Below are 23,015 nucleotides of genomic sequence, written 5' to 3'. Positions count from 1 at the left end.
GAGGCACGCCGGGCGAGGGAAAGCGAGCAGCCGTGACGACGAAGGGGCCGCTCAAAGGGCGCGCCGCGAGGCTCGGGCGGTTCATGCCGTCGGGGCCCAGCACCGCCGCCCGTACCCCCTTCGTCCTGCTCGTCGTGGTTCTGCTCGGCGGTGGCCTCATCACGCTGCTGCTCCTGAACTCCTCCCTCAACCAGGGCTCCTTCAAGCTCAGCGAGCTGAAGAAGAAGACCACCGAGCTGACCGACGAGGAGCAGGCCCTCCAGCGGGACGTCGACGACTACTCCGCGCCCGACGCGCTGGAGCGGCGGGCCCGGGAGCTTGGCATGGTCCCCGGCGGCAGTCCCGCCTTCCTCGACCCGGACGGCAAGGTCCGCGGCAAGCCGTCCAAGGCGTCCGCGCCCCCGCCGGTGCCCACGGACGGCCAGGCCACCCCGACGCCCCCGGCGGGCGCACCGGCCTCCCCGCCGGCCACCGCCGGGACGAACGCGGCCGACACGCCGAACCCGGCGGCCCCTCAGGACCCGGCCGCCACCCTGGACACAGGCGCCACCCAGGACCCGGCGGGGGCGGCCCTCCGGCCCGACACGCCGGACGCCTCGAACACGGCGACCGCGTCGCCCGACACGCCGTTCGCCCCCCGCACGTCCGACACGCCGAGGACGACCACGCCCGCGCCCGCCCCGACGACCTCCGGCAGGTGACCGAAGTGCCCCCCAAGGAGCCCCCGCGCCGTCCGGTCCCCGGCCCCGCCCGGCCCACGCGCCCCCGCCCCGCCGCGGGCCGGCCGGCCGGACCCGCCCCGCGCCGCACCCCGCGGCCCCCGGCGCGCCCCAAGGCCCGCACCATCCGGCTCGGCAGCCCCAAGCCACGGCTGCGGCTCGTCTCCCTCGGACTGACCCTCGTCATGCTGGTGTTCGTCGTCCGGCTGCTCCAGGTCCAGGCCGTCGACGCCAGCGCGTACGCCGCCAAGGCGCAGAAGCACCGCTACCAGGAGTTCACCCTCTCCGCGGACCGGGGCGAGATCACCGACCGGGCCGGGATCGCCCTGGCCGCCAGCGTCGACGCGTACGACATCACCGCCGACCCCAAGCTCTTCACCCCCGAGGACTCCAAGGTCCGCGACGCCCCCGAGCAGGCCGCCGCGCTCCTGGCACCGCTCCTCGGCAAGGACCCCGCCGAGCTGGTCAAGAAGCTCCGCACCCCCAAGTCCCGCTACACCCTGCTCGCCCGCAAGCAGACACCGCAGGTCTGGAAGCAGATCAAGGACCTCAAGAAGGTGTACGAGCGGAAGGCCTCGCCGGCCGAGGGCGGCAACGGCGTCAGCGTGCTCGGCGGCATCCTCAGCGAACCGAGCACCAAGCGGGTCTACCCCAACGGCGAACTCGCCGCCGGGATACTGGGTTACGTCAACGCCGAGGGCCGCGGCGCCGGCGGCCTGGAGTCCATGCTCGACCAGGAGCTGGCCGGCACGGACGGAAAGATCAGGTTCGCCCAGTCCGGCGGGCGCCGGGTGCCCACCGCCGGCTCCCAGGGCACCCCCGCCGTCCCCGGCTCGGACATCGAGCTGACCATCGACCGGGACATCCAGTGGGCCGCCCAGCAGGCCATCACCGACCAGGTGCGGAAGTCCAAGGCCGACCGCGGCTACGTCATCGTGCAGAACACCAGGACCGGCGAGGTCCTCGCCATGGCCAACGCCCCCGGCTTCGACCCCAACGACCTGTCCGCGGCCAACTCCGCCGCCATGGGCAACGCCGCCCTCCAGGACGCCTACGAGCCCGGCTCCACCAGCAAGGTCATGTCCATGGCCGCCGTCCTGGAGGAGGGCGTGGCCACCCCCGACACCCACGTCGTCGTCCCCAACCGGCTGCACCGTGGCGACCGCCTCTTCAAGGACGACATCGACCACCCGACCTGGCACCTCACCCTCAACGGCGTCCTCGCCAAATCCAGCAACATCGGGACGATCCTGGCCACCGGCCAGCTCGGCGCGACCCAGCCGGAGGCCAACCGCGTCCTCCACTCCTACCTGCGCAAGTTCGGCATCGGCAGCCCCACCGGGCTCGGCTATCCCGGGGAGACCTCGGGCATCCTCGCCAAGCCCCAGGACTGGTCGACCTCGCAGCAGTACACGATCCCCTTCGGCCAGGGCCTGTCGGTCAACGCCATGCAGGCCGCCTCGGTCTTCTCGACCATCGCCAACAAGGGCGTACGGATCGAGCCGACCCTGGTCCGCGGCATCAAGGGGCCCGACGGCCGCTTCACCCCGGCTCCCGCACCCCGGCAGACCCGGGTGATCAGCGAGAAGACCGCCGGCACCGTCGCACGGATGCTGGAATCCGTGGTCGGGGACGAGGAGGGCACCGGCACCAAGGCGCGCATCCCCGGCTACCGGGTCGCGGGCAAGACCGGAACCGCCAACCGCGTCGACCCCGAACTCGGCCGCTACAAGGGCTACACCGCCTCCTTCGCGGGCTTCGCACCCGCCGACGACCCGCAGATCACCGTCTACTGCGCCATCCAGAACCCCACCAAGGGAAGCTACTTCGGCGGCCAGATCTGCGGACCCATCTACAAGAAGGTCATGGAGTTCGCCCTCAAGACACTCCACGTCGCGCCGACGGGCAGCCAGCCGGCCCGGATGCCGGTGACCTTCAAGCCCAGCGAGTGACACCTCGGGAGCACCAGTGACAACGATCACCCCCGATTCCGGGAACCGGAAATCGAACGCCGACGACCCCGAGGCGCGATTTCGCCCCGCACCGGGTACGCCCGGTACGCTCACCGCCGTGCCACACGCTGATCAGTACCGAACCGCCCCGCCCCGTCCGGAGCAGGCCCGCCCGACACCCCTGGGCGACTTGGCCGCCCGGCTCGGAGTCGAGACCCCCGGCTCCGCAGACGTCTCGGGGATCACCCATGACTCGCGGGCGGTACGCCCCGGGGACGTGTACGCGGCCCTCCCCGGCGCCCGGCTGCACGGCGCGGACTTCGCCGCCCAGGCCGCCGGACTCGGGGCCGTCGCGATCCTCACCGATCCCTCGGGCGCCGAGCGGGCCGCCGCGACCGGCCTGCCGGTCCTGGTCGTCGACGACCCACGGGGCCGCATGGGCGAACTCGCCGCCGAGATCTACGGCCGGCCCGGCGCCGGGCTCCTGCAGATCGGCATCACCGGCACCTCGGGCAAGACCACCACGGCCTACCTCGTCGAGGGCGGCCTGCGTGAGGCCGGACGCAGCACCGGCCTGATCGGCACGGTCGAGATGCGGATCGGCGACGAGCGCATCAAGTCCGAACGTACGACCCCGGAAGCCACCGACCTGCAGGCCCTGTTCGCGGTCATGCGCGAGCGCGGGGTGGACTCGGTCGCCATGGAGGTCTCCAGCCACGCCCTCGTGCTCGGCCGGGTCGACGGCTGCGTCTTCGACGTCGCCGTCTTCAACAACCTCAGCCCGGAGCACATGGAGTTCCACTCCGACATGGAGGACTACTTCGGGGCCAAGGCGCGGCTCTTCACCCCCGAACGCAGCAAACAGGGCGTGGTGAACCACGACGACCCGTACGGCCGACGGCTCGCCAAGGAGGCGTCCGTCCCGGTCGTCACCTTCTCCGCCGAGGGCGACCCGGACGCCGACTGGCGCGCGGAGAACGTCGAGATCGGCGCGGCCGGCTCCACGTTCACCGTCCTCGGCCCGCAGGGTGAGCGCGTCTCCGCCACCGCTCCGCTGCCCGGCCCGTTCAACGTCGCCAACACCCTCGCCGCGATCGTCACCCTCGCCGTGGCCGGGATCGACCCGCAGACCGCCGCCGACGGAGTGGCCGCCGTCCCCGGCGTCCCGGGCCGCCTCGAGCGCGTCGACGCCGGCCAGCCCTACCTCGCCGTCGTCGACTACGCCCACAAGACGGACGCCGTCGAATCGGTCCTGCGCTCCCTGCGCAAGGTCACCGAGGGCAGCATCCACATCGTGCTCGGCTGCGGCGGCGACCGCGACACCACCAAGCGCGGACCGATGGGCGCCGCCGCGGCGCGCCTCGCCGACACCGCCGTACTGACCTCCGACAACCCCCGCTCCGAGGACCCCCTCGCGATCCTCGCCGCGATGCTCGCGGGCGCCGCCGAAGTGCCCGCCCACGAGCGCGGTGACGTGGTGGTCGAAGCGGACCGGGCCGCCGCCATCGCCGCGGCCGTGGCCCGCGCCCGGCCGGGCGACACCGTCCTGGTGGCGGGCAAGGGCCATGAACAGGGCCAGGACATCGCCGGAGTGGTCCGCCCCTTCGACGACCGCCAGGTCCTGCGTGAAGCGATGGAACGCAGCCTCAAGAACAGTCAGGGATAAGTTGTGATCGCCCTCTCCCTCGCCGAGATCGCCACCATCGTCGGCGGGAAGTCGTCCGACATACCGGATCCGGCCGTGCTCGTCACCGGTCCCGTCGTCATCGACTCCCGCGAGGTGAAGACCGGCAGTCTCTTCGTCGCCTTCCCCGGCGAGCGCGTCGACGGCCACGACTACGCGGAGCGTGCCGTCGAGGCGGGCGCGGCAGCCGTGCTGGCCGCCCGCCCCGTCGGCGTCCCCGCCATCGTCGTGGACGACGTCCAGACGGCGCTCGGGGCCCTCGCCCGCGCCGTCGTCGAACGCCTCGGCACCGACGTCGTCGCGCTCACCGGGTCCGCCGGAAAGACCTCCACCAAGGACCTGATCGCCCAGGTCCTGCAACGCCACGCCCCCACCGTCTGGACACCCGGCTCGCTCAACAACGAGATCGGCCTGCCGCTGACCGCCCTGCGGGCCGACGACGGCACCCGGCACCTGGTCCTCGAGATGGGCGCCCGCGGCATCGGTCACATCCGCTACCTCACCGGACTGACCCCGCCGCGCATCGGACTCGTCCTGAACGTGGGCACCGCCCACATCGGGGAGTTCGGCGGCCGCGAGCAGATCGCCCAGGCGAAGGGCGAACTCGTCGAGGCGCTTCCCCCGGCCGAGCAGGGCGGCGTGGCCGTCCTCAACGCCGACGACCCGCTCGTGCGCGCCATGGCCGAGCGGACCCGGGCACGCGTGACGCTCTTCGGAGAGGACCCGGAAGCCGACGTACGTGCCGAGAATGTCCGGCTCACAGAGAACGGACAGCCCTCTTTCAGTCTTCACACACCCACCGGGTGCAGTGACGTGACCTTGCGCCTGTACGGTGAGCACCACGTGTCGAACGCGCTCGCCGCGGCCGCCGTCGCGCACGAGCTGGGCATGCCCGTGGAGGAGATCGCCACCGCGCTCTCCGAGGCAGGCACCCTGTCGCGCTGGCGCATGGAGGTCACCGAGCGTCCGGACGGCGTGACGATCGTCAACGACGCCTACAACGCGAACCCCGAGTCCATGCGAGCCGCCCTGCGCGCGCTCGCGTCCATGGGCCGGGCCGCACAGGCCCAGGGGGGCCGTACGTGGGCGGTGCTCGGCAAGATGGCCGAGCTCGGTGACGCATCGCTCGCCGAGCACGACGCGGTCGGACGGCTCGCCGTCCGGCTCAACGTCAGCAAGCTCGTGGCGGTCGGGGACAGGGAAGCGTCCTGGCTGCAACTGGGCGCATATAACGAGGGTTCGTGGGGTGAGGAGTCGGTGCACGTGTCCGACGCGCGGGCGGCGGTCGACCTGTTGCGCAGTGAACTGCGTCCGGGAGACGTCGTGCTGGTGAAGGCTTCGAGGTCGGTCGGTCTCGAGCAGGTCGCCCTGGCACTGCTCGACTCCGAGGGCGAGGTTGCCGGCCGATGAGGCAGATCCTCTTCGCGGGGGCCATCGGGCTCTTCCTGACCCTGATCGGCACCCCGCTGCTCATCAAGCTGCTCGCCCGCAAGGGGTACGGCCAGTTCATCCGGGACGACGGCCCGCGCGGCCACGCCGGCAAGAAGGGCACGCCCACCATGGGCGGTATCTCCTTCATCCTGGCCACGCTCATCGCGTACGCGCTCGCCAAGGTCATCACCGGCGAGGACCCGACGTACTCCGGCGTGCTGGTGCTCTTCCTCATGGCCGGCATGGGTCTCGTCGGGTTCCTCGACGACTACATCAAGATCGTCAAGCAGCGGTCGCTGGGCCTGCGGGCCAAGGCGAAGATGGCCGGCCAGCTGATCGTCGGCATCGCCTTCGCCGTCCTCTCGCTGCAGTTCGCCGACCAGCGCGACCTCACCCCGGCCTCCACGAAGCTCTCCTTCATCACCGACTTCGGCTGGTCCATCGGACCGGTGCTGTTCGTGGTCTGGGCGCTCTTCATGATCCTGGCCATGTCCAACGGCGTGAACCTGACGGACGGTCTCGACGGCCTGGCCACCGGCGCCTCGGTGATGGTCTTCGGCGCCTACACCTTCATCGGTCTGTGGCAGTTCCAGGAGTCCTGCGCCAACGCGATGGACCTCACCAACCCCAACGCCTGCTTCGAGGTGCGCGACCCGCTCGACCTCGCGGTCGTGGCCTCCGCGCTCATGGGCGCCTGCTTCGGCTTCCTGTGGTGGAACACCTCGCCCGCCAAGATCTTCATGGGTGACACCGGCTCGCTGGCCCTCGGCGGCGCGCTCGCCGGTCTCGCCATCTGCTCCCGCACCGAGCTGCTGATCGCCCTCCTCGGCGGCCTCTTCGTCCTGATCACCATGTCCGTGGTCATCCAGGTCGGCTCCTTCAAGATGACCGGCAAGCGGGTCTTCCGGATGGCGCCGCTCCAGCACCACTTCGAACTCAAGGGCTGGTCCGAGGTCCTGGTCGTGGTCCGGTTCTGGATCATCCAGGGCATGTGCGTGATCGTCGGCCTCGGCCTCTTCTACGCGGGATGGGCATCAGAGAAGTGAGCACCGATCAGCAGGCCGCCGACTGGCGGGGCAAGCACGTCACCGTCGCCGGCCTGGGCGTGAGCGGCATCCCCGCCGCCCGCGTCCTGCACGGCCTCGGCGCGGTCGTGACCGTCGTCAACGACGGCGACGACGAGCGCTCCCGGGCGCAGGCCGCCGAACTGGAGGCCGAGGGGATCACCGTCCGCCTCGGCGACGGCGCGACCCTGCCCGAAGGCACCGAGCTGATCGTCACCGCCCCCGGCTGGCGGCCCGACAAGCCCCTCTTCACCGCCGCCGCCGAGGCGGGCGTGGAGATCTGGGGCGATGTCGAGCTCGCCTGGCGGCTGCGCGGCCCGCAGGCGGCGCCCTGGCTCGCCGTCACGGGCACCAACGGCAAGACCACCACCGTGCGGATGCTCGCCTCGATCCTGGAGGCGGCGGGGCTGCGCACCGCGGCCGTCGGCAACATCGGCGTCTCGCTGCTCGACGCCGTCCTCGGCGAGGAGACCTACGACGTCCTCGCCGTCGAGCTCTCCAGCTACCAGCTCCACTGGGCGCCCTCGCTGCGCGCCCACTCGGCCGCGGTGCTCAACCTGGCCCCCGACCACCTCGACTGGCACGGCTCCATGGAGGCGTACGCCGCCGACAAGGGCCGGATCTACGAAGGCAACACGGTCGCCTGCGTCTACAACGCCGCCGACCCCGCCACCGAGCACCTGGTCCGCGAGGCCGACGTCGAGGAGGGCTGCCGGGCGATCGGCTTCACCCTCGGCACCCCGGGCCCCTCGCAGCTCGGCGTCGTCGAGGGCATCCTGGTCGACCGCGCCTTCGTCGAGAACCGCCAGAAGCAGGCCCAGGAGCTGGCGGAGGTCTCCGACGTCCGGCCCCCGGCGCCCCACAACATCGCCAACGCGCTCGCCGCGGCCGCCCTGGCCCGCGCCTTCGGCGTCGAACCGAAGGCCGTACGGGACGGCCTGCGGGCCTTCCGGCCCGACGCCCACCGCATCGAGCACGTCGAGGACGTCGACGGCGTCGCGTACGTCGACGACTCCAAGGCCACCAACACGCACGCGGCACAAGCCTCCCTGGCGGCCTACGAACCCCTCGTGTGGATCGCCGGCGGCCTCGCCAAGGGCGCGACCTTCGACGACCTCGTGCGGGCCTCCGCGCCCCGGCTGCGAGGCGTCGTGCTGATGGGCGCCGACCGCGCGCTGATCCGCGAAGCCCTGGCGCGACACGCCCCGGAGGTCCCGGTGGTGGACCTCGACCGGACCGACACTGGGGCGATGTCCGCGGCGGTCCGGGAAGCGGCCCGGCTCGCCCGCCCGGGTGACACGGTCCTGCTGGCCCCGGCCTGCGCCTCGATGGACATGTTCACCAACTACAACAAGCGGGGCGAGGCCTTCGCGGACGCGGTCCGCGCCCTCGCCGCCACCGGGCGCGCCTGACCTGACCAGCCAACAGGTCCGGCCACGCCGGGCACGACCGGAGGGGACAGCGACCATGCCGAGCCGAACCGCCGGACCACGCCGGCCGTCCGCCCTGCGCGGCGCGGGCCGCGCCCCCGCGCCGCCACGGAACCCCGGCGGCGGGGTACGGCGGATGTACGAGCAGGCGCGCCGCGCCTGGGACCGCCCCCTGACCGCGTACTACGTGATCCTCGGCGCCGGACTGCTCATCACCACCCTCGGCCTGGTGATGGTCTACTCCGCGTCGATGATCACGGCCCTGCGCTACGAACTCGCCCCCTCGTACTTCTTCGGCAAGCAGTTCCTGGCCGCGCTCATCGGCGCGGGGCTGCTGTTCCTGGCCTCCCGGATGCCGGTCAAGCTGCACCGCGCGCTCGCCTACCCGCTCATCGTCGGCACCGTCTTCCTGATGGCGCTCGTCCAGATCCCCGGGATAGGGCACGCGGTCAACGGCAACCAGAACTGGATCTATCTGGGCGGACCGTTTCAGCTCCAGCCCAGCGAGTTCGGCAAGCTGGCGCTGATCCTCTGGGGCGCGGACCTGCTGGCCCGCAAACAGGACATGCGCCTGCTGTCCCAGTGGAAGCACATCCTGGTCCCGCTGGTCCCCGGCGCCTTCCTGCTCCTCGGGCTGATCATGCTCGGCGGCGACATGGGCACGGCGATCATCCTCACGGCGATCCTCTTCGGCCTGCTGTGGACCGCCGGCGCGCCCACCCGGCTCTTCGCCGGCGTCCTCGCCGTCGCGGCCGCCATCGGGCTGCTCTTCATCAAGACCAGCCCGAACCGGATGCGGCGGTTCGCCTGCATCGGGGCCAGCGAGCCCGGCGGCGAGGGGGACCCCTGCTGGCAGGCGGCGCACGGCATCTATGCTCTGGCGTCGGGCGGATGGTTCGGTTCCGGGCTGGGTGCCAGTGTGGAAAAATGGGGTCAACTACCCGAAGCGCACACGGACTTCATCTTCGCCGTCACCGGTGAGGAACTGGGTCTGGCGGGGACGCTGTCGGTACTCGCCCTGTTCGCGGCTCTAGGCTATGCGGGTATCCGCGTGGCCGGACGCACGGAGGACCCCTTCGTGAGGTACGCCGCGGGAGGTGTGACCACCTGGATCACGGCCCAGGCCGTGATCAACATCGGTGCGGTGCTCGGCCTGCTGCCGATCGCCGGTGTCCCGCTCCCGCTGTTCTCCTACGGAGGGTCAGCCCTGCTGCCGACCATGTTCGCCGTCGGACTGCTGATCGCCTTCGCGCGACAGGAGCCCGCCGCGAAAGCGGCCCTGGCCATGCGCCGCCCCGGCTGGGGCAAGCGGGCCGGGGTGAGATGGAAGTCGATGCGACGGCGCGTCAAGAAGCGTCCGTCCGGAGAGCGGTGAATTTCGGTGCATGTCGTACTCGCCGGTGGGGGGACCGCCGGCCACATCGAGCCCGCGCTCGCCCTCGCGGATGCCCTGCGCAGGCAGGACCCGAGCGTGGGAATCACGGCGCTCGGCACGGAGAAGGGTCTGGAGACCCGGCTCGTGCCCGAGCGGGGCTACGAGTTGGCGCTCATCCCCGCCGTCCCGCTGCCGCGCAGGCCCACACCCGAGCTGATCACCGTCCCCGGGCGGCTGCGCGGCACGATCAAGGCGGCCGAGCAGATCCTCGAGCGGACCAAGGCGGACTGCGTGGTCGGCTTCGGCGGCTACGTCGCGCTGCCCGGCTACCTCGCCGCCAAGCGCCTCGGGGTGCCGATCGTCGTCCACGAGGCCAATGCCCGGCCGGGTCTGGCCAACAAGATCGGCTCGCGCTACGCGGCCGGGGTCGCCGTCGCCACCCCGGACTCCAAGCTGCGGGGCGCCCGGTACATCGGCATCCCGCTGCGGCACACCATCGCCACGCTGGACCGGGCCCGGGTCCGTCCCGAGGCGCGTGCCGCCTTCGGTCTCGACCCGAACCTGCCCACCCTGCTGGTCTCCGGCGGCTCCCAGGGCGCGCGGCGGCTCAACGAGGTCGTGCAGCAGATCGCCCCGGTGCTCCAGCGCTCGGGCATCCAGATCCTGCACGCGGTCGGCCCGAAGAACGAACTGCCGCGCGTGGACAACATGCCCGGAATGCCGCCGTACGTGCCGGTACCGTACGTGGACCGGATGGATCTCGCGTACGCCGCCGCCGACATGATGCTCTGCCGCGCGGGCGCGATGACCGTCGCCGAACTCTCCGCCGTCGGGCTGCCCGCCGCCTACGTCCCGCTGCCCATCGGCAACGGCGAACAGCGGCTCAACGCCCAGCCGGTGGTCAAGGCGGGCGGCGGACTCCTCGTCGACGACGCGGAACTGACGCCGCAGTGGGTCCAGGGCAACGTCCTGCCCGTACTGGCCGATCCGCACCGTCTGTACGAGATGTCCCGCGCCGCCGCCGAGTTCGGCCGCCGGGATGCCGACGACCTGCTCGTCGGCATGGTGTACGAGGCGATCGCCGCCCGCCGGCAGGGCTGAAGCCTGGCGCTCGGCCCCTTGGCGGGTGGGCGGGCGAGCCGACGGGGCGCACTCGGCGCCCCGGAGGCGGGCAGGGCCCAGCGGAACGGACGGAAGGCAGGGGACGCCAGGTGGCAGCCGGGTCGACGACCGCGGAGAAGAGCGGCGCGAGCAAGCCGAAGGGCCCGTCGCGGCGGCCCTCCCGCCCGGGTGGCCGGGAGCGCGGGACCGGCCGGGTCCCGCTCCCCGGCCCGCGCGGACTGATGATCGCACTGGCCGCGGTCGCGGTCGTGGCGGGCGTCGTCTGGGCCCTCTACGGCTCGTCCTGGCTGCGCGTGGAGCGGGTGGCGACCACCGGCACCGAGGTCCTGACCCCGCGTGAGGTCGAGGCGGTCGCCGCCGTACCGATCGGAGCCCCCCTGGTCTCCGTGGACACGGAGGCGATCCGGGCGCGACTCCTGCGGGAATTGCCCCGTATCGACACCGTCGAGGTCGAGCGTTCCTGGCCGCATGGAATCGGTCTGAAAGTGACGGAACGGAAACCGGTTCTGCTGGTGGAAAAGGGCGGAAAGTTCACCGAAGTGGACTCCACCGGAACCCGTTTCGCCACCGTCGACAAGGCCCCCGCAGGCGTACCCGAACTCGCCCTCGACACCGCCTCCTCGCCGAGCCTGCGACGGTTCGACGCGGACCGCCTGATGCGGGAGGCGGTAGGCGTGACGGGCGAACTCCCCGGGAAAATCGCGGCGGACACTCGTGTCGTCAGGGTCACCTCGTACGACTCCATCACTCTGGAGCTCACCGGTGGCCGGACGGTCTTCTGGGGCAGTGGTGAGGACGGAGAGGTCAAGGCGCGGGTCCTCACCGCGCTCATGAAGGCGACGCCCAAAGCGGGGCACTTCGATGTAAGCGCCCCCACCGCCCCCGCCTCGTCCGGAAGTTGACGCGCATCACCGCTGGCCAGCGCCCTGGTTGGCCAGCGCTACGGGTGATCACATAGGGTGAAAAGAAAAACGGGAGGTTCGGCGTGTTCGTTGAACGTGCGCCACTTGTCGACTTAGTGTCCTGTTCGGAAGAGTCCAGCGAACAGAGACACTGGTAACCCTAAAGTTCAAGGTTAGGGTTTGGGTCGGCGTTTCGGACCGTCCCATCGGCATCCGTCGACGCAGCGCGACTAACCCCGCGAAGCGGCGACACGTAACTCGAGGCGAGAGGCCTTCGACGTGGCAGCACCGCAGAACTACCTCGCAGTCATCAAGGTCATCGGTGTCGGCGGCGGTGGTGTCAATGCCATCAACCGAATGATCGAGGTCGGTCTCAAGGGCGTCGAGTTCATCGCGATCAACACGGACGCGCAAGCCCTGTTGATGAGCGACGCCGACGTCAAGCTCGACGTCGGTCGTGAACTCACCCGCGGCCTCGGGGCCGGGGCCAACCCGGCAGTCGGTCGCAAGGCGGCAGAGGACCACCGTGAGGAGATCGAGGAGGTCCTCAAGGGGGCCGACATGGTCTTCGTCACCGCCGGCGAAGGTGGCGGCACCGGCACCGGCGGCGCACCCGTCGTGGCCAACATCGCGCGCTCGCTCGGCGCCCTGACGATCGGTGTGGTCACCCGGCCCTTCACCTTCGAGGGTCGCCGCCGGGCCAACCAGGCGGAGGACGGCATCGCCGAGCTCCGCGAAGAGGTCGACACCCTCATCGTCATCCCGAACGACCGGCTGCTCTCGATCTCGGACCGTCAGGTCTCCGTGCTCGACGCCTTCAAGTCGGCCGACCAGGTGCTGCTGAGCGGTGTGCAGGGCATCACCGACCTCATCACCACCCCCGGTCTGATCAACCTCGACTTCGCCGACGTCAAGTCGGTCATGTCCGAGGCCGGGTCGGCCCTCATGGGCATCGGTTCCGCCCGCGGCGACGACCGCGCGGTGGCCGCCGCCGAGATGGCGATCTCCTCGCCGCTCCTCGAGGCGTCCATCGACGGCGCCCGCGGCGTGCTGCTCTCCATCTCCGGTGGCTCGGACCTCGGTCTCTTCGAGATCAACGAGGCCGCGCAGCTGGTGAGCGAGGCGGCCCACCCCGAGGCCAACATCATCTTCGGCGCCGTCATCGACGACGCCCTGGGCGACGAGGTGCGGGTCACGGTCATCGCGGCCGGCTTCGACGGCGGCCAGCCGCCGGCCCGCCGGGACAACATCCTCAGCTCGTCCTCGGCCAAGCGCGAGGAGCCGGCCCCGGCGCCGCGCGCCACCGAGCGTCCGCTCGGCGGTCTGGGCACGGTCACCCCCCGGGACGAGCCGCCGGCTCCGGCCGAGCCCGCACCGGTGGTCAACGAGACCCCGCTCGCCCCGGTCTCCCCGCCGGCGGTCCCGCCGGCCCGCCCGTACCCGGACACACAGGCCGAAGAGCTGGATGTCCCGGACTTCCTGAAGTGATAGACCGGCTCGAGCCCGTGAACGGCGCGCACTTCGCTTTCACCGACAGGTGGGGCGGGGTGAGCGCCGTTCCGTACGAGGAGCTCAACCTCGGCGGCGCGGTGGGGGACGACCCCGAGGCCGTGCGGACCAACCGGGCGCGTGCGGCCGGCGCCCTGGGGCTCGACCCCGGACAGGTCGTCTGGATGAACCAGGTCCACGGCGCCGACGTGGCGGTGGTCGACGGACCGTGGGGCGAACGGCCCGCACCCGAGGTCGACGCGATCGTCACCACCCGGCGCGGCCTCGCCCTCGCGGTCCTCACCGCCGACTGCACTCCGGTGCTCCTCGCCGACCCGGTCGCCGGGGTGGCGGCCGCGGCCCACGCCGGACGGCCCGGAATGGTGGCGGGAGTCGTCCCGGCCGCCGTGAAGGCCATGATCGAACTCGGCGCCGACCCGGCCAGGATCGCCGCCCGCACCGGTCCCGCCGTCTGCGGGCGGTGCTACGAAGTGCCCGCCGAGATGCGGGACGAGGTCGCCGCGGTCGAGCCGGCCGCCCGGGCGCGGACCAGCTGGGGAACGCCGGCCGTCGACGTCACGGCCGGAGTCCACGCCCAGCTGGAGCGGCTCGGGGTCCGGGACCTGCGGGCGAGCGCGGTCTGCACCCGGGAGTCGGGCGACCACTACTCGTACCGCCGCGATCGCACCACGGGGCGACTCGCGGGATATGTCTGGTTGGACTGAGAGAGACATGACGGGCATGACGGGCCGCAAGGCCGAACTCGCGGAGAACCTCGCGCGGGTGGAGGAACGTATCGCCGCGGCCTGCGCGGCCGCCGGGCGCCGACGGGAGGACGTGACCCTCATCGTGGTCACGAAGACCTACCCCGCGAGCGATGTGCGACACCTGTACGAACTCGGGGTCCGGCACGTCGCCGAGAACCGGGACCAGGACGCCGCCCCCAAGGCCGCCGCGTGCGCGGATCTGGACCTGAGCTGGCACTTCGTCGGTCAGTTGCAGACCAACAAGGTCCGTTCTGTGACGAGTTATGCCGATGTCGTGCAGTCCGTCGACCGATTGAAGCTGGTCACCGCGCTCTCGGCGGCGGCGGAGAGGGCCGGCCGGGAGCTGGGCCTCCTCGTCCAGGTCGCGCTCGACGCCGAGTCGGGCGAGCGGGGGGAGCGCGGCGGCGTGGCGCCCGACGGCATCGAGGAGTTGGCCGCCGCCGTGGACGCCGCACCCGGACTCCGGCTCGACGGGCTGATGACCGTCGCGCCGCTCGCCGGACCGTACGCCGGGCGGCAACGTGCCGCGTTCGACCGGCTGATGGATTTGTCGACTGCCCTGCGCACGACCCGTCCGGCTGCGAACATGGTGTCCGCGGGGATGAGTGCGGACCTCGAAGAGGCCGTGGCGGCCGGAGCGACACATGTGCGCATCGGTACGGCGGTACTGGGTGTCCGCCCCAGGCTCGGGTAACGTCGCCAAGCAAGTCGGACCACAGCAGAAAATATGGTCATTCCCGCCGATGGCGGGCAGGCCGCGTGGATCGCGGGCACTTGGTGACGAGGCCGATCCACCACAGAGCGGAGGACTCAGAGAATGGCCGGCGCGATGCGCAAGATGGCGGTCTACCTCGGCCTCGTGGAGGACGATGGGTACGACGGCCGGGGATTCGACCCCGACGACGACTTCGAACCCGAGCTGGAGCCCGAGCCCGAGCGGGAGCGGCGCCACCACCAGCCCCCGCGCCAGGTGGAGCGGGAGGAACCGGTACGAGTGGTGCAGCAGGCCGCGCCGCGCGAGCCGGTCGCGCACGCCGTCCCGCTTTCCGCCGAAAGCGGACGTCCGGCGCGTATCGCCCCCGTGGCATCCATCACACCCGAACGCCCGAGCCTGGAGAAGAACGCACCGGTGATCATGCCCAAGGTCGTGTCCGAGCGGGAGCCCTACCGCATCACCACGCTGCACCCGCGGACCTACAACGAGGCCCGTACCATCGGGGAACACTTCCGCGAGGGCACCCCCGTGATCATGAACCTCACCGAGATGGACGACACGGACGCGAAGCGACTTGTCGACTTTGCCGCCGGACTCGTCTTCGGGCTCCATGGCAGCATTGAGCGCGTGACGCAGAAGGTGTTCCTGTTGTCGCCTGCTAACGTCGATGTCACGGCGGAGGACAAGGCCCGCATCGCAGAGGGCGGATTCTTCAACCAGAGCTGAGAACCACGGGACCGGAACGGCCCGGCCGAGAGGCCGGTCAAGCGAGAGCACGAGCCAGGGGAGAGGGAAGCGCGGGATGGGCGTCGCACTACAAGTGGTCTACATCGCTCTGATGTGCTTCCTCATCGTGCTGATCTTCCGACTGGTCATGGACTACGTCTTCCAGTTCGCACGCGCATGGGAACCCGGTAAGGCGATGGTGGTCGTTCTCGAGGCCACCTACACTGTCACCGATCCACCGCTCAAGCTTCTGCGGCGGTTCATTCCGCCGCTGCGTCTCGGGGGCGTGGCACTCGACCTGTCCTTCTTCGTTCTGATGATCATCGTCTATATCCTGATCTCCGTCGTGAGCAGCTTCGCGAGGTGAATGTGGACGATACGGTCTTGCCGACTGCCGACGACTACGTAGAGGTGAAGAAGAGATGCCGCTGACTCCCGAGGACGTGCGGAACAAGCAGTTCACGACCGTCCGCCTTCGAGAAGGCTATGACGAGGACGAGGTCGATGCCTTCCTCGACGAGGTCGAAGCCGAACTGACCCGCCTGCTCCGCGAGAACGAGGACCTGCGCGCGAAGCTGGCCGCCGCCACGCGTGCCGCCGCGCAGAACCAGCAGCAGCAGGGCATGCGCAAGCCGCCGGAGCAGCAGGATCGTCCCGTCGGTCCCGGCGCCCCGGTGCCCGCCGCCATATCCGGACCGCCGGTTCAGCAGCAGCCCCCGCAGATGGGTCCGCCGCAGCTGCCGTCCGGTGCGCCGCAGCTCCCGGCCGGCCCCGGTGGCCACGGCCAGATGCAGGGCGGCCCCATGGGCGGCCCGGGTCAGATGCAGGGCGGTCCCATGCAGGGCGGCCCGATGCAGGGTGGCCAGATGCAGGGCGGCCCCATGCAGGGTGGCCCGATGGGTCAGCCGATGGGCGGCCCGATGGGGCACCCCCAGCAGCAGATGCAGCAGCCGATGCAGCAGCAGGGTCCCGGTGGCGACAGCGCCGCGCGTGTGCTCTCGCTGGCCCAGCAGACGGCCGACCAGGCGATCGCGGAGGCCCGTTCCGAGGCCAACAAGATCGTCGGCGAGGCGCGCTCGCGCGCCGAGGGCCTGGAGCGGGACGCCCGCGCCAAGGCCGACGCCCTGGAGCGGGACGCGCAGGAGAAGCACCGCGTCGCGATGGGCTCCCTGGAGTCCGCCCGCGCGACGCTGGAGCGCAAGGTCGAGGACCTGCGCGGCTTCGAGCGCGAGTACCGCACCCGTCTGAAGTCCTACCTCGAGTCGCAGCTGCGCCAGCTGGAGACCCAGGCCGACGACTCGCTGGCTCCGCCGCGGACGCCGGCGACCGCCTCCCTGCCGCCGTCGCCCTCGATGGCCTCGGCCGGCGCGAGCGCGCCGTCGTACGGCGGGAACGGCACCATGGGTGGCGGACCGTCGATGGGCGGTGGGCCCTCCTACGGTGGCCAGCAGCAGATGTCCCCGGCGATGACCCAGCCGATGGCACCGGTCCGGCCGCAGGCGCCGCAGCCGATGCAGCAGGCGCCGGCGCCGATGCGCGGCTTCCTGATCGACGAGGACGACAACTGACGGCGGGCGTTCGCGCGATGAGCGCGTAGCCGTCGGCAGGCTGAGGGCCGGGCCCCTGGGAAACCAGGGGCCCGGCCCTTTTGCCGTGGGCGGGCGGGAGGTGCCGTACCGGGACGGGGCGCCGCGGCGGCTCGATGCCGCACCCGCGGCGGGGGAGCAGTGGCCCCCGCGCCCCGGGCCGGAAGGGCGGGGAGGGCCCGCGCCGGGAGGGCGGCGCGAGGCCGGGGCCTTCGAGGTCCCGCTCTCGGCGCGGAGTCGCGGACGTCCGCCGCCGCGAGGGGGCGGCCGGGAAGGCCGGAGGAGGCCAGGTCGGGCGGGGGCACGGCGGGCCCCCGCTCGTCGGGCTAGGGGCCGGGCGTGGGGCCGGGGAGGGCGGGCCCGCCCCGCGACCGGCCCCCCGCGGCCGGGGCGTCCGGGTGGGCGGGGCCCCAGGATGCGAGAGGGCCCGGCACCACGGGGTGCCGGGCCCTCTCGGACGGGTTATGCCTTGCGCAGGCGGAACGTCAGGGCGAGGCCCTCGTCCGTGAACGGGGAGCCGAAGGAGTCGTCGGCGGGGGTCGTGGCGAAGTCCGTGGCCAGCACCTCGTCCGCGATGAGTTCCGCGTGGGCCGTCAGGGCCTCGGTCGTCTCGGGGGACTCCGAGGTCCAGCGCAGGGCGATCCGGTCCGCCACGTCCAGGCCGCTGTTCTTGCGGGCCTCCTGGATCAGGCGGATCGCGTCACGGGCCAGGCCCGCCCGGCGCAGCTCCGGAGTGATCTCCAGGTCCAGCGCGACCGTGGCGCCCGCGTCCGAGGCGACCGACCAGCCCTCTCGCGGCGTCTCCGTGATGACGACCTCCTCCGGGGAGAGCGTCACGTCCTCGCCGTTCACCGACAGGACCGCCTCGCCGGAGCGCAGCGCGAGCGACAGCGCCGCCGCGTCCGCCGCCGCGACCGCCTTCGCCACGTCCTGGACGCCCTTGCCGAAGCGCTTGCCGAGCGCCCGGAAGTTCGCCTTCGCCGTCGTGTCGACCAGCGAGCCGCCGACCTCGGACAGCGCCGCCAGCGAGGAGACGTTCAGCTCCTCCGTGATCTGCGCCCGGAGCTCTGGCGAGAGGGCGGAGAAGCCCGTCGCGGCCACCAGCGCCCGGGACAGCGGCTGGCGCGTCTTCACGCCCGACTCCGCCCGCGTCGCCCGGCCCAGCTCCACCAGACGGCGGACCAGGAGCATCTGCTGCGACAGCTCCGGGTCGATGGCCGACGTGTCGGCCTCCGGCCACGTCGCGAGGTGGACCGACTCCGGGGCGTCCGGCGTCACGGGGACCACCAGGTCCTGCCAGACCCGCTCGGTGATGAACGGGGTCAGCGGGGCCATCAGCCGGGTGACGGTCTCCACGACGTCGTGGAGCGTGCGCAGCGCCGCCTTGTCGCCCTGCCAGAACCGGCGGCGCGAACGACGCACGTACCAGTTCGACAGGTCGTCCACGAACGCCGAGACGAGCTTGCCGGCGCGCTGGGTGTCGTACGCCTCCATGGCCTGCGTCACCTGGTCCACGAGGGCGTTGAGCTCGCTCAGCAGCCAGCGGTCCAGGACCGTGCGGTCGGCCGGCGCCGGGTCGGCGGCCGACGGCGACCAGCTCGACGTACGGGCGTACAGCGCCTGGAAGGCGACCGTGTTCCAGTAGGTCAGGAGGGTCTTGCGGACGACCTCCTGGATCGTGCCGTGGCCGACCCGGCGGGCCGCCCACGGGGAACCGCCGGCCGCCATGAACCAGCGGACCGCGTCCGCGCCGTGCTGGTCCATCAGGGGGATGGGCTGCAGGATGTTGCCCAGGTGCTTGGACATCTTGCGGCCGTCCTCGGCGAGGATGTGGCCGAGGCAGACCACGTTCTCGTACGAGGACTTGTCGAAGACGAGCGTGCCGACCGCCATCAGCGTGTAGAACCAGCCACGCGTCTGGTCGATGGCCTCGGAGATGAACTGCGCCGGATAGCGGCTCTCGAACAGCTCCTTGTTCTTGTACGGGTAACCCCACTGGGCGAACGGCATCGAGCCGGAGTCGTACCAGGCGTCGATGACCTCCGGCACGCGCGTGGCGGTCTTCGCGCAGCCCTCCGCCGTGCAGGTGAAGGTGACGTCGTCGATGTACGGGCGGTGCGGGTCGAGCTCCGACTGGTCGGTGCCCGTCAGCTCGGTCAGCTCGGCACGCGAGCCCACGCACGTGAGGTGGTCGTCCTCGCAGCGCCACAGCGGCAGCGGCGTGCCCCAGTAGCGGCTCCGGGAGAGCGCCCAGTCGATGTTGTTGTTCAGCCAGTCGCCGAACCGGCCGTGCTTGACCGACTCCGGGAACCAGTTCGTGTTCTCGTTCTCCTGGAGGAGACGGTCCTTGACCGCGGTCGTACGGATGTACCAGGACGGCTGCGCGTAGTAGAGCAGCGCCGTGTGGCAGCGCCAGCAGTGCGGGTAGCTGTGCTCGTACGGGACGTGCCGGAAGAGCAGGCCGCGCGCGTCCAGGTCGGCGGTGAGCGCCTCGTCGGCCTTCTTGAAGAAGACGCCGCCGACCAGCGGCACGTCCTCCTCGAAGGTGCCGTCGGGGCGGACCGGGTTCACGACGGGCAGGCCGTAGGCGCGGCAGACCTTGAGGTCGTCCTCACCGAAGGCGGGGGACTGGTGGACCAGACCCGTACCGTCCTCGGTTGTGACGTACTCGGCGTTGACGACGTAGTGCGCCTCCGCGGGGAACTCCACGAGCTCGAAGGGGCGCCGGTAGGTCCAGCGCTCCATCTCGGCGCCGGTGAAGGACTCGCCGGTGGTCACCCAGCCCTCGCCGAGCGCCTTCTCCAGCAGCGGCTGGGCGACGACCAGCTTCTCCTCGCCGTTCGACGCGACGACGTAGCTGACCTCGGGGTGCGCGGCGACCGCGGTGTTGGAGACCAGGGTCCAGGGGGTCGTCGTCCACACCAGGAGCGCCGCCTCGCCGGCGAGCGGGCCGGAGGTCAGCGGGAAGCGGACGAAGACGGACGGGTCGACGACCGTCTCGTACCCCTGCGCCAGCTCGTGGTCCGACAGGCCGGTGCCGCAGCGCGGGCACCATGGGGCGACGCGGTGGTCCTGGACGAGCAGGCCCTTGTCGAAGATCTGCTTGAGCGACCACCAGACCGACTCGATGTACTCGGGGTCCATCGTCCGGTACGCGTCGTCCAGGTCGACCCAGTAGCCCATGCGGGTCGTCAGCTCGGCGAAGGCGTCGGTGTGCCGGGTCACGGACTCGCGGCACTTGTCGTTGAACGCGGCGATGCCGTACGCCTCGATGTCCTTCTTGCCGGAGAAGCCCAGCTCCTTCTCGACGGCGAGCTCGACCGGCAGGCCGTGGCAGTCCCAGCCGGCCTTGCGGGCGACGTGGTAGCCGCGCATGGTCCGGAAGCGGGGGAAGACGTCCTTGAAGACGCGGGCCTCGATGTGGTGGGCGCCGGGCATGCCGTTGGCGGTGGGCGGGCCTTCGTAGAACACCCACTCGGGGCGGCCCTCGGACTGCTCCAGGGTCTTGGCGAAGACCTTGCTCTCGCGCCAGAAATCGAGCACGGCGTGCTCGAGCGCGGGCAGGTCGACCTGGGCGGGCACCTGGCGGTACTGCGACATCGATCTTCCTCCGGCGGACTGTCTCGTTTCCGTCCGGAGGGACGAGAGCGCCGTGCTGCGCGGCTCCCGCGGTACCACCCTCCTTGGCCCCGGGCGTGCGCCCGTGGCCCCCTCATTGGGGTCGCGATGCCGGGTCTACTGGCCGAGGGACTGCTCACGGCGTTCTTCCGGCGGCTCCGGGGTGATGCTTCACATCGGGCTCGCCCCCGGGCTCTCACCGTCCCCGGGTCGCTCATGGCTGCGTACGACGCTACTCGTCCCCATCCAAGCCTTTCGCTGCGCCCAGTGTACGGGCCCGGGGGCGGCGCGGCCGACCGGATTCCGGTGACCCGAATGGCCACACGGGGTGGTGGGGAGTTCGGCTGCGGCCATGTGGGGGAGCGGGCGGCGGGATTACCCGGCGGGGAGTTGGGCACAACGGATGCAGGCTCGCCTTGCCGGAGGCATGGGCGGGTGCGATGACGGCGGCGTGCCCTGTTGCCGCGGGCGTTGGGTCGATTTATCGTCCCAGCACGATTCGCGAGCAAGATCACAATATGTGAAGGGGCCGCGACATGGTGGCGAAGAAGATCGCCGCGAAGAAGACCTCGACCACCGGCTCCGCCGGTGCGGGCGGGTCGGCCAAGGACGTGACCGCCAGGAAGTCGACGGTCGCGGAGAAGGCGGGCGCGGCGGTCCCGGCACACAAGAGCACGGCCAGGACCACGGCGAAGGCGGGCGCGGCGGTCCCGGCACACAAGAGCACGGCCAGGACCACGGCGAAGGCGCCGGCGAAGACCGCGACGAAGACCACGGCCAAGGCGCCGGCCAAGACCACGGCGAAGACCGCGACCGAGACCACGGCGAAGACCGCGACCGAGACCACGGCGAAGAGCACGGCGAAGACCGCGGCCAAGGCGCCGGTCAGGAAGAGGTCGGCCCCCGCCCCGGCGCGGAAGACGGCGGCGAAGAAAGCCGCAGCCGGGAAGGCGCCGCCCAAGGAGGCGGTGGCCACCAAGGCACCGGCGAAGAAACCGGCCGCCGGGAGGGCCGCGGCAGGGAAGACCGCCGGGAAGGCCCCGGCCGAGGAGGCGGCGGCCCGGAAGTCCGCGGCGCGGAAGTGGACGGAGGTCGACGGCGCCGACGCCGAGGCGGCCACGGCCGCGAAGGCGTCCGCGAGGAAGGCCACCGGAAAGGCCGCGAAGAAGATCACCAAGCAGGGCACGAAGAAGCAGGGCACGAAGAAGCAGGTCCCGGCGGAGAAGACCGCCGCCGGGAAGGCCACGGCCGACAAGGCCGAGGTCACGACGAAGGCCGCGTCCGCGGCACAGGTGGAACAGACAGGAGCCGGCACGGTGGCAGCGAAGAAGACCGCGGGTGGAGTCATCACGACGGCCGGGGACGAGGCCGCGGTGCCGCCCCCGGGCCGGGCCGGCGACCTCGCCGTGCGCCCCGGGGAGGACCCCTGGACGTCCGAGGAGGTCGCCGAGGCGCGGACCGGCCTGGAGAGCGAGGTGCTCAGACTCCGGACCGAGCTGCTCCACTCCCAGCAGGAGCTGACCGGGCTGATGCGGGACTCCGGGGACGGCGCGGGCGACGACCAGGCCGACACCGGCACCAAGAACATCACCCGCGAGCACGAGCTGGCGCTGGCCGCCAACGCCCGCGAGATGCTCGAACAGACCGAGCACGCCCTGGAGCGGCTCGAGGCGGGGACGTACGGCCTGTGCGAGGTGTGCGGCAAGCCGATCGGCAAGGCCCGCATGCAGGCGTTCCCCCGGGCCACGCTCTGCGTCGAGGACAAGCAGAAGCAGGAGCGCCGGGGCTGACCGTCCCCGACCCGGGTGCCGTACCCTCGTGGGCAGTCAGGCACCTAGGTTGAGGGACTCACGTGGCAGAGGCGGAGCGCATCATCGGTACGCCGGATTCAACAGGGGCCGAAGAGGCCGCGGCGCCGGAGGAGCGGCCGAAGGGCAAGCGCAGGATCGTGGCGCTGTTCGTGGTGGCGTTGGTCGCGTACCTCCTCGACCTCGGCAGCAAGATGCTCGTGGTCGCCAAGCTGGAGGGCCACGAGCCGATCCGCGTCGTGGGCGATCTGCTGCAGTTCCACGCGATCCGCAACCCCGGCGCGGCGTTCGGCATGGGCGAGGCCTTCACGATCATCTTCACCTGCATCGCGGCCGCGGTGATCGTCGTGATCGTCCGGCTGGCGCGCAAGCTCTACAGCCTGCCGTGGGCGCTCGCGCTCGGCCTGCTGCTCGGCGGCGCCCTCGGCAACCTCACCGACCGGATCTTCCGCTCGCCCGGCGTCTTCGAGGGCGCGGTCGTCGACTTCATCGCGCCCGCGCACTTCGCTGTCTTCAACCTCGCCGACTCCGCGATCGTCTGCGGCGGCTTCCTGATCGTCATCCTGTCGTTCCGCGGCCTGGACCCGGACGGGACCGTCCACAAGGACTGACCGCAGAACCGGGTGTC

At 71.6% G+C, this 23,015-nt stretch carries 19 protein-coding genes; 17 read left to right on the top strand and 2 right to left on the bottom strand.

What is annotated here, in order from left to right:
• Positions 1–83: 83 nt before the first annotated feature.
• From ftsL to ACZ68P_RS01430, 15 genes are all read left to right on the top strand, one after another.
• Positions 84–701: a cell division protein FtsL gene (gene ftsL, locus ACZ68P_RS01500; RefSeq protein ID WP_471002376.1), complete on the top strand. Its 618-nt coding sequence runs from the start codon at positions 84–86 to the stop codon at positions 699–701.
• A 5-nt stretch (positions 702–706) separates the two neighbouring features.
• A complete protein-coding gene (locus tag ACZ68P_RS01495) occupies positions 707–2,671 on the top strand; it encodes a peptidoglycan D,D-transpeptidase FtsI family protein (protein ID WP_471000889.1) in 1,965 nt (654 codons plus the stop codon).
• Between the two features lie 16 nt (positions 2,672–2,687).
• Positions 2,688–4,337: a UDP-N-acetylmuramoyl-L-alanyl-D-glutamate--2,6-diaminopimelate ligase gene (locus ACZ68P_RS01490; protein WP_471000886.1), complete on the top strand. Its 1,650-nt coding sequence runs from the start codon at positions 2,688–2,690 to the stop codon at positions 4,335–4,337.
• A gap of 3 nt (positions 4,338–4,340) precedes the next feature.
• Entirely contained in the window at positions 4,341–5,765 is a 1,425-nt protein-coding gene (locus tag ACZ68P_RS01485; RefSeq protein ID WP_471000883.1) for a UDP-N-acetylmuramoyl-tripeptide--D-alanyl-D-alanine ligase, read from the top strand.
• Positions 5,762–6,832 (top strand): phospho-N-acetylmuramoyl-pentapeptide-transferase, encoded by a 1,071-nt coding sequence (gene mraY, locus ACZ68P_RS01480; RefSeq protein ID WP_471000880.1) that lies wholly within the window; start codon positions 5,762–5,764, stop codon positions 6,830–6,832. Before ACZ68P_RS01485 ends, mraY begins: the two co-directional genes overlap by 4 nt.
• Complete coding sequence (gene murD / locus ACZ68P_RS01475; RefSeq protein WP_471000877.1) at positions 6,814–8,262, top strand: UDP-N-acetylmuramoyl-L-alanine--D-glutamate ligase; 1,449 nt, start codon at positions 6,814–6,816, stop codon at positions 8,260–8,262. The genes mraY and murD overlap by 19 nt, the downstream gene beginning before the upstream one ends.
• A gap of 55 nt (positions 8,263–8,317) precedes the next feature.
• Positions 8,318–9,655, top strand: a complete 1,338-nt coding sequence (ftsW, locus tag ACZ68P_RS01470) for a putative lipid II flippase FtsW (RefSeq protein ID WP_471000874.1) — start codon at positions 8,318–8,320, stop codon at positions 9,653–9,655.
• A 6-nt stretch (positions 9,656–9,661) separates the two neighbouring features.
• Positions 9,662–10,756, top strand: a complete 1,095-nt coding sequence (gene murG / locus ACZ68P_RS01465; protein ID WP_471000871.1) for an undecaprenyldiphospho-muramoylpentapeptide beta-N-acetylglucosaminyltransferase — start codon at positions 9,662–9,664, stop codon at positions 10,754–10,756.
• A gap of 110 nt (positions 10,757–10,866) precedes the next feature.
• Positions 10,867–11,679, top strand: a complete 813-nt coding sequence (locus ACZ68P_RS01460) for a cell division protein FtsQ/DivIB (protein ID WP_471000867.1) — start codon at positions 10,867–10,869, stop codon at positions 11,677–11,679.
• A gap of 279 nt (positions 11,680–11,958) precedes the next feature.
• Positions 11,959–13,167, top strand: coding sequence for a cell division protein FtsZ (gene ftsZ, locus ACZ68P_RS01455; RefSeq protein ID WP_365715074.1), 1,209 nt, complete (start codon positions 11,959–11,961; stop codon positions 13,165–13,167).
• Positions 13,164–13,892 carry a peptidoglycan editing factor PgeF gene (gene pgeF / locus ACZ68P_RS01450; RefSeq protein WP_471000863.1) on the top strand — a complete coding sequence of 243 codons (729 nt, stop codon included), beginning with the start codon at positions 13,164–13,166 and terminating at the stop codon, positions 13,890–13,892. Before ftsZ ends, pgeF begins: the two co-directional genes overlap by 4 nt.
• Positions 13,893–13,908: 16 nt before the next feature.
• On the top strand, positions 13,909–14,628 hold the full coding sequence (locus tag ACZ68P_RS01445; RefSeq protein WP_471002373.1) for a YggS family pyridoxal phosphate-dependent enzyme: 720 nt from the start codon (positions 13,909–13,911) through the stop codon (positions 14,626–14,628).
• Positions 14,629–14,751: 123 nt separating this feature from the next.
• A complete protein-coding gene (locus ACZ68P_RS01440) occupies positions 14,752–15,375 on the top strand; it encodes a cell division protein SepF (protein ID WP_365715076.1) in 624 nt (207 codons plus the stop codon).
• 76 nt (positions 15,376–15,451) lie between these two features.
• Complete coding sequence (locus tag ACZ68P_RS01435) at positions 15,452–15,742, top strand: YggT family protein (RefSeq protein WP_365715077.1); 291 nt, start codon at positions 15,452–15,454, stop codon at positions 15,740–15,742.
• Positions 15,743–15,797: 55 nt separating this feature from the next.
• Complete coding sequence (locus ACZ68P_RS01430) at positions 15,798–16,943, top strand: DivIVA domain-containing protein (RefSeq protein WP_365715078.1); 1,146 nt, start codon at positions 15,798–15,800, stop codon at positions 16,941–16,943.
• Positions 16,944–17,423: 480 nt separating this feature from the next.
• Here ACZ68P_RS01430 and ileS read toward each other — a convergent pair whose 3' ends face one another.
• Positions 17,424–20,561 carry an isoleucine--tRNA ligase gene (gene ileS, locus ACZ68P_RS01425; protein WP_471000858.1) on the bottom strand — a complete coding sequence of 1,046 codons (3,138 nt, stop codon included), beginning with the start codon at positions 20,559–20,561 and terminating at the stop codon, positions 17,424–17,426.
• Between the two features lie 529 nt (positions 20,562–21,090).
• Positions 21,091–21,555, bottom strand: coding sequence for a hypothetical protein (locus ACZ68P_RS01420; RefSeq protein WP_471000855.1), 465 nt, complete (start codon positions 21,553–21,555; stop codon positions 21,091–21,093).
• Between ACZ68P_RS01420 and ACZ68P_RS01415 the strand changes: the two genes are divergently transcribed.
• Complete coding sequence (locus ACZ68P_RS01415) at positions 21,548–22,369, top strand: TraR/DksA family transcriptional regulator (protein ID WP_471000852.1); 822 nt, start codon at positions 21,548–21,550, stop codon at positions 22,367–22,369. The two genes, ACZ68P_RS01420 and ACZ68P_RS01415, sit on opposite strands and share 8 nt — an antisense overlap.
• A 62-nt stretch (positions 22,370–22,431) precedes the next feature.
• Positions 22,432–22,998: a signal peptidase II gene (lspA, locus tag ACZ68P_RS01410; protein WP_471000849.1), complete on the top strand. Its 567-nt coding sequence runs from the start codon at positions 22,432–22,434 to the stop codon at positions 22,996–22,998.
• Positions 22,999–23,015 lie beyond the last annotated feature (17 nt).

Source organism: Streptomyces sp. NPDC036822, assembly GCF_055609145.1.
Note: the sequence above shows the minus strand (reverse complement) of the source record. Positions and strands in the feature narration are given on the sequence as shown.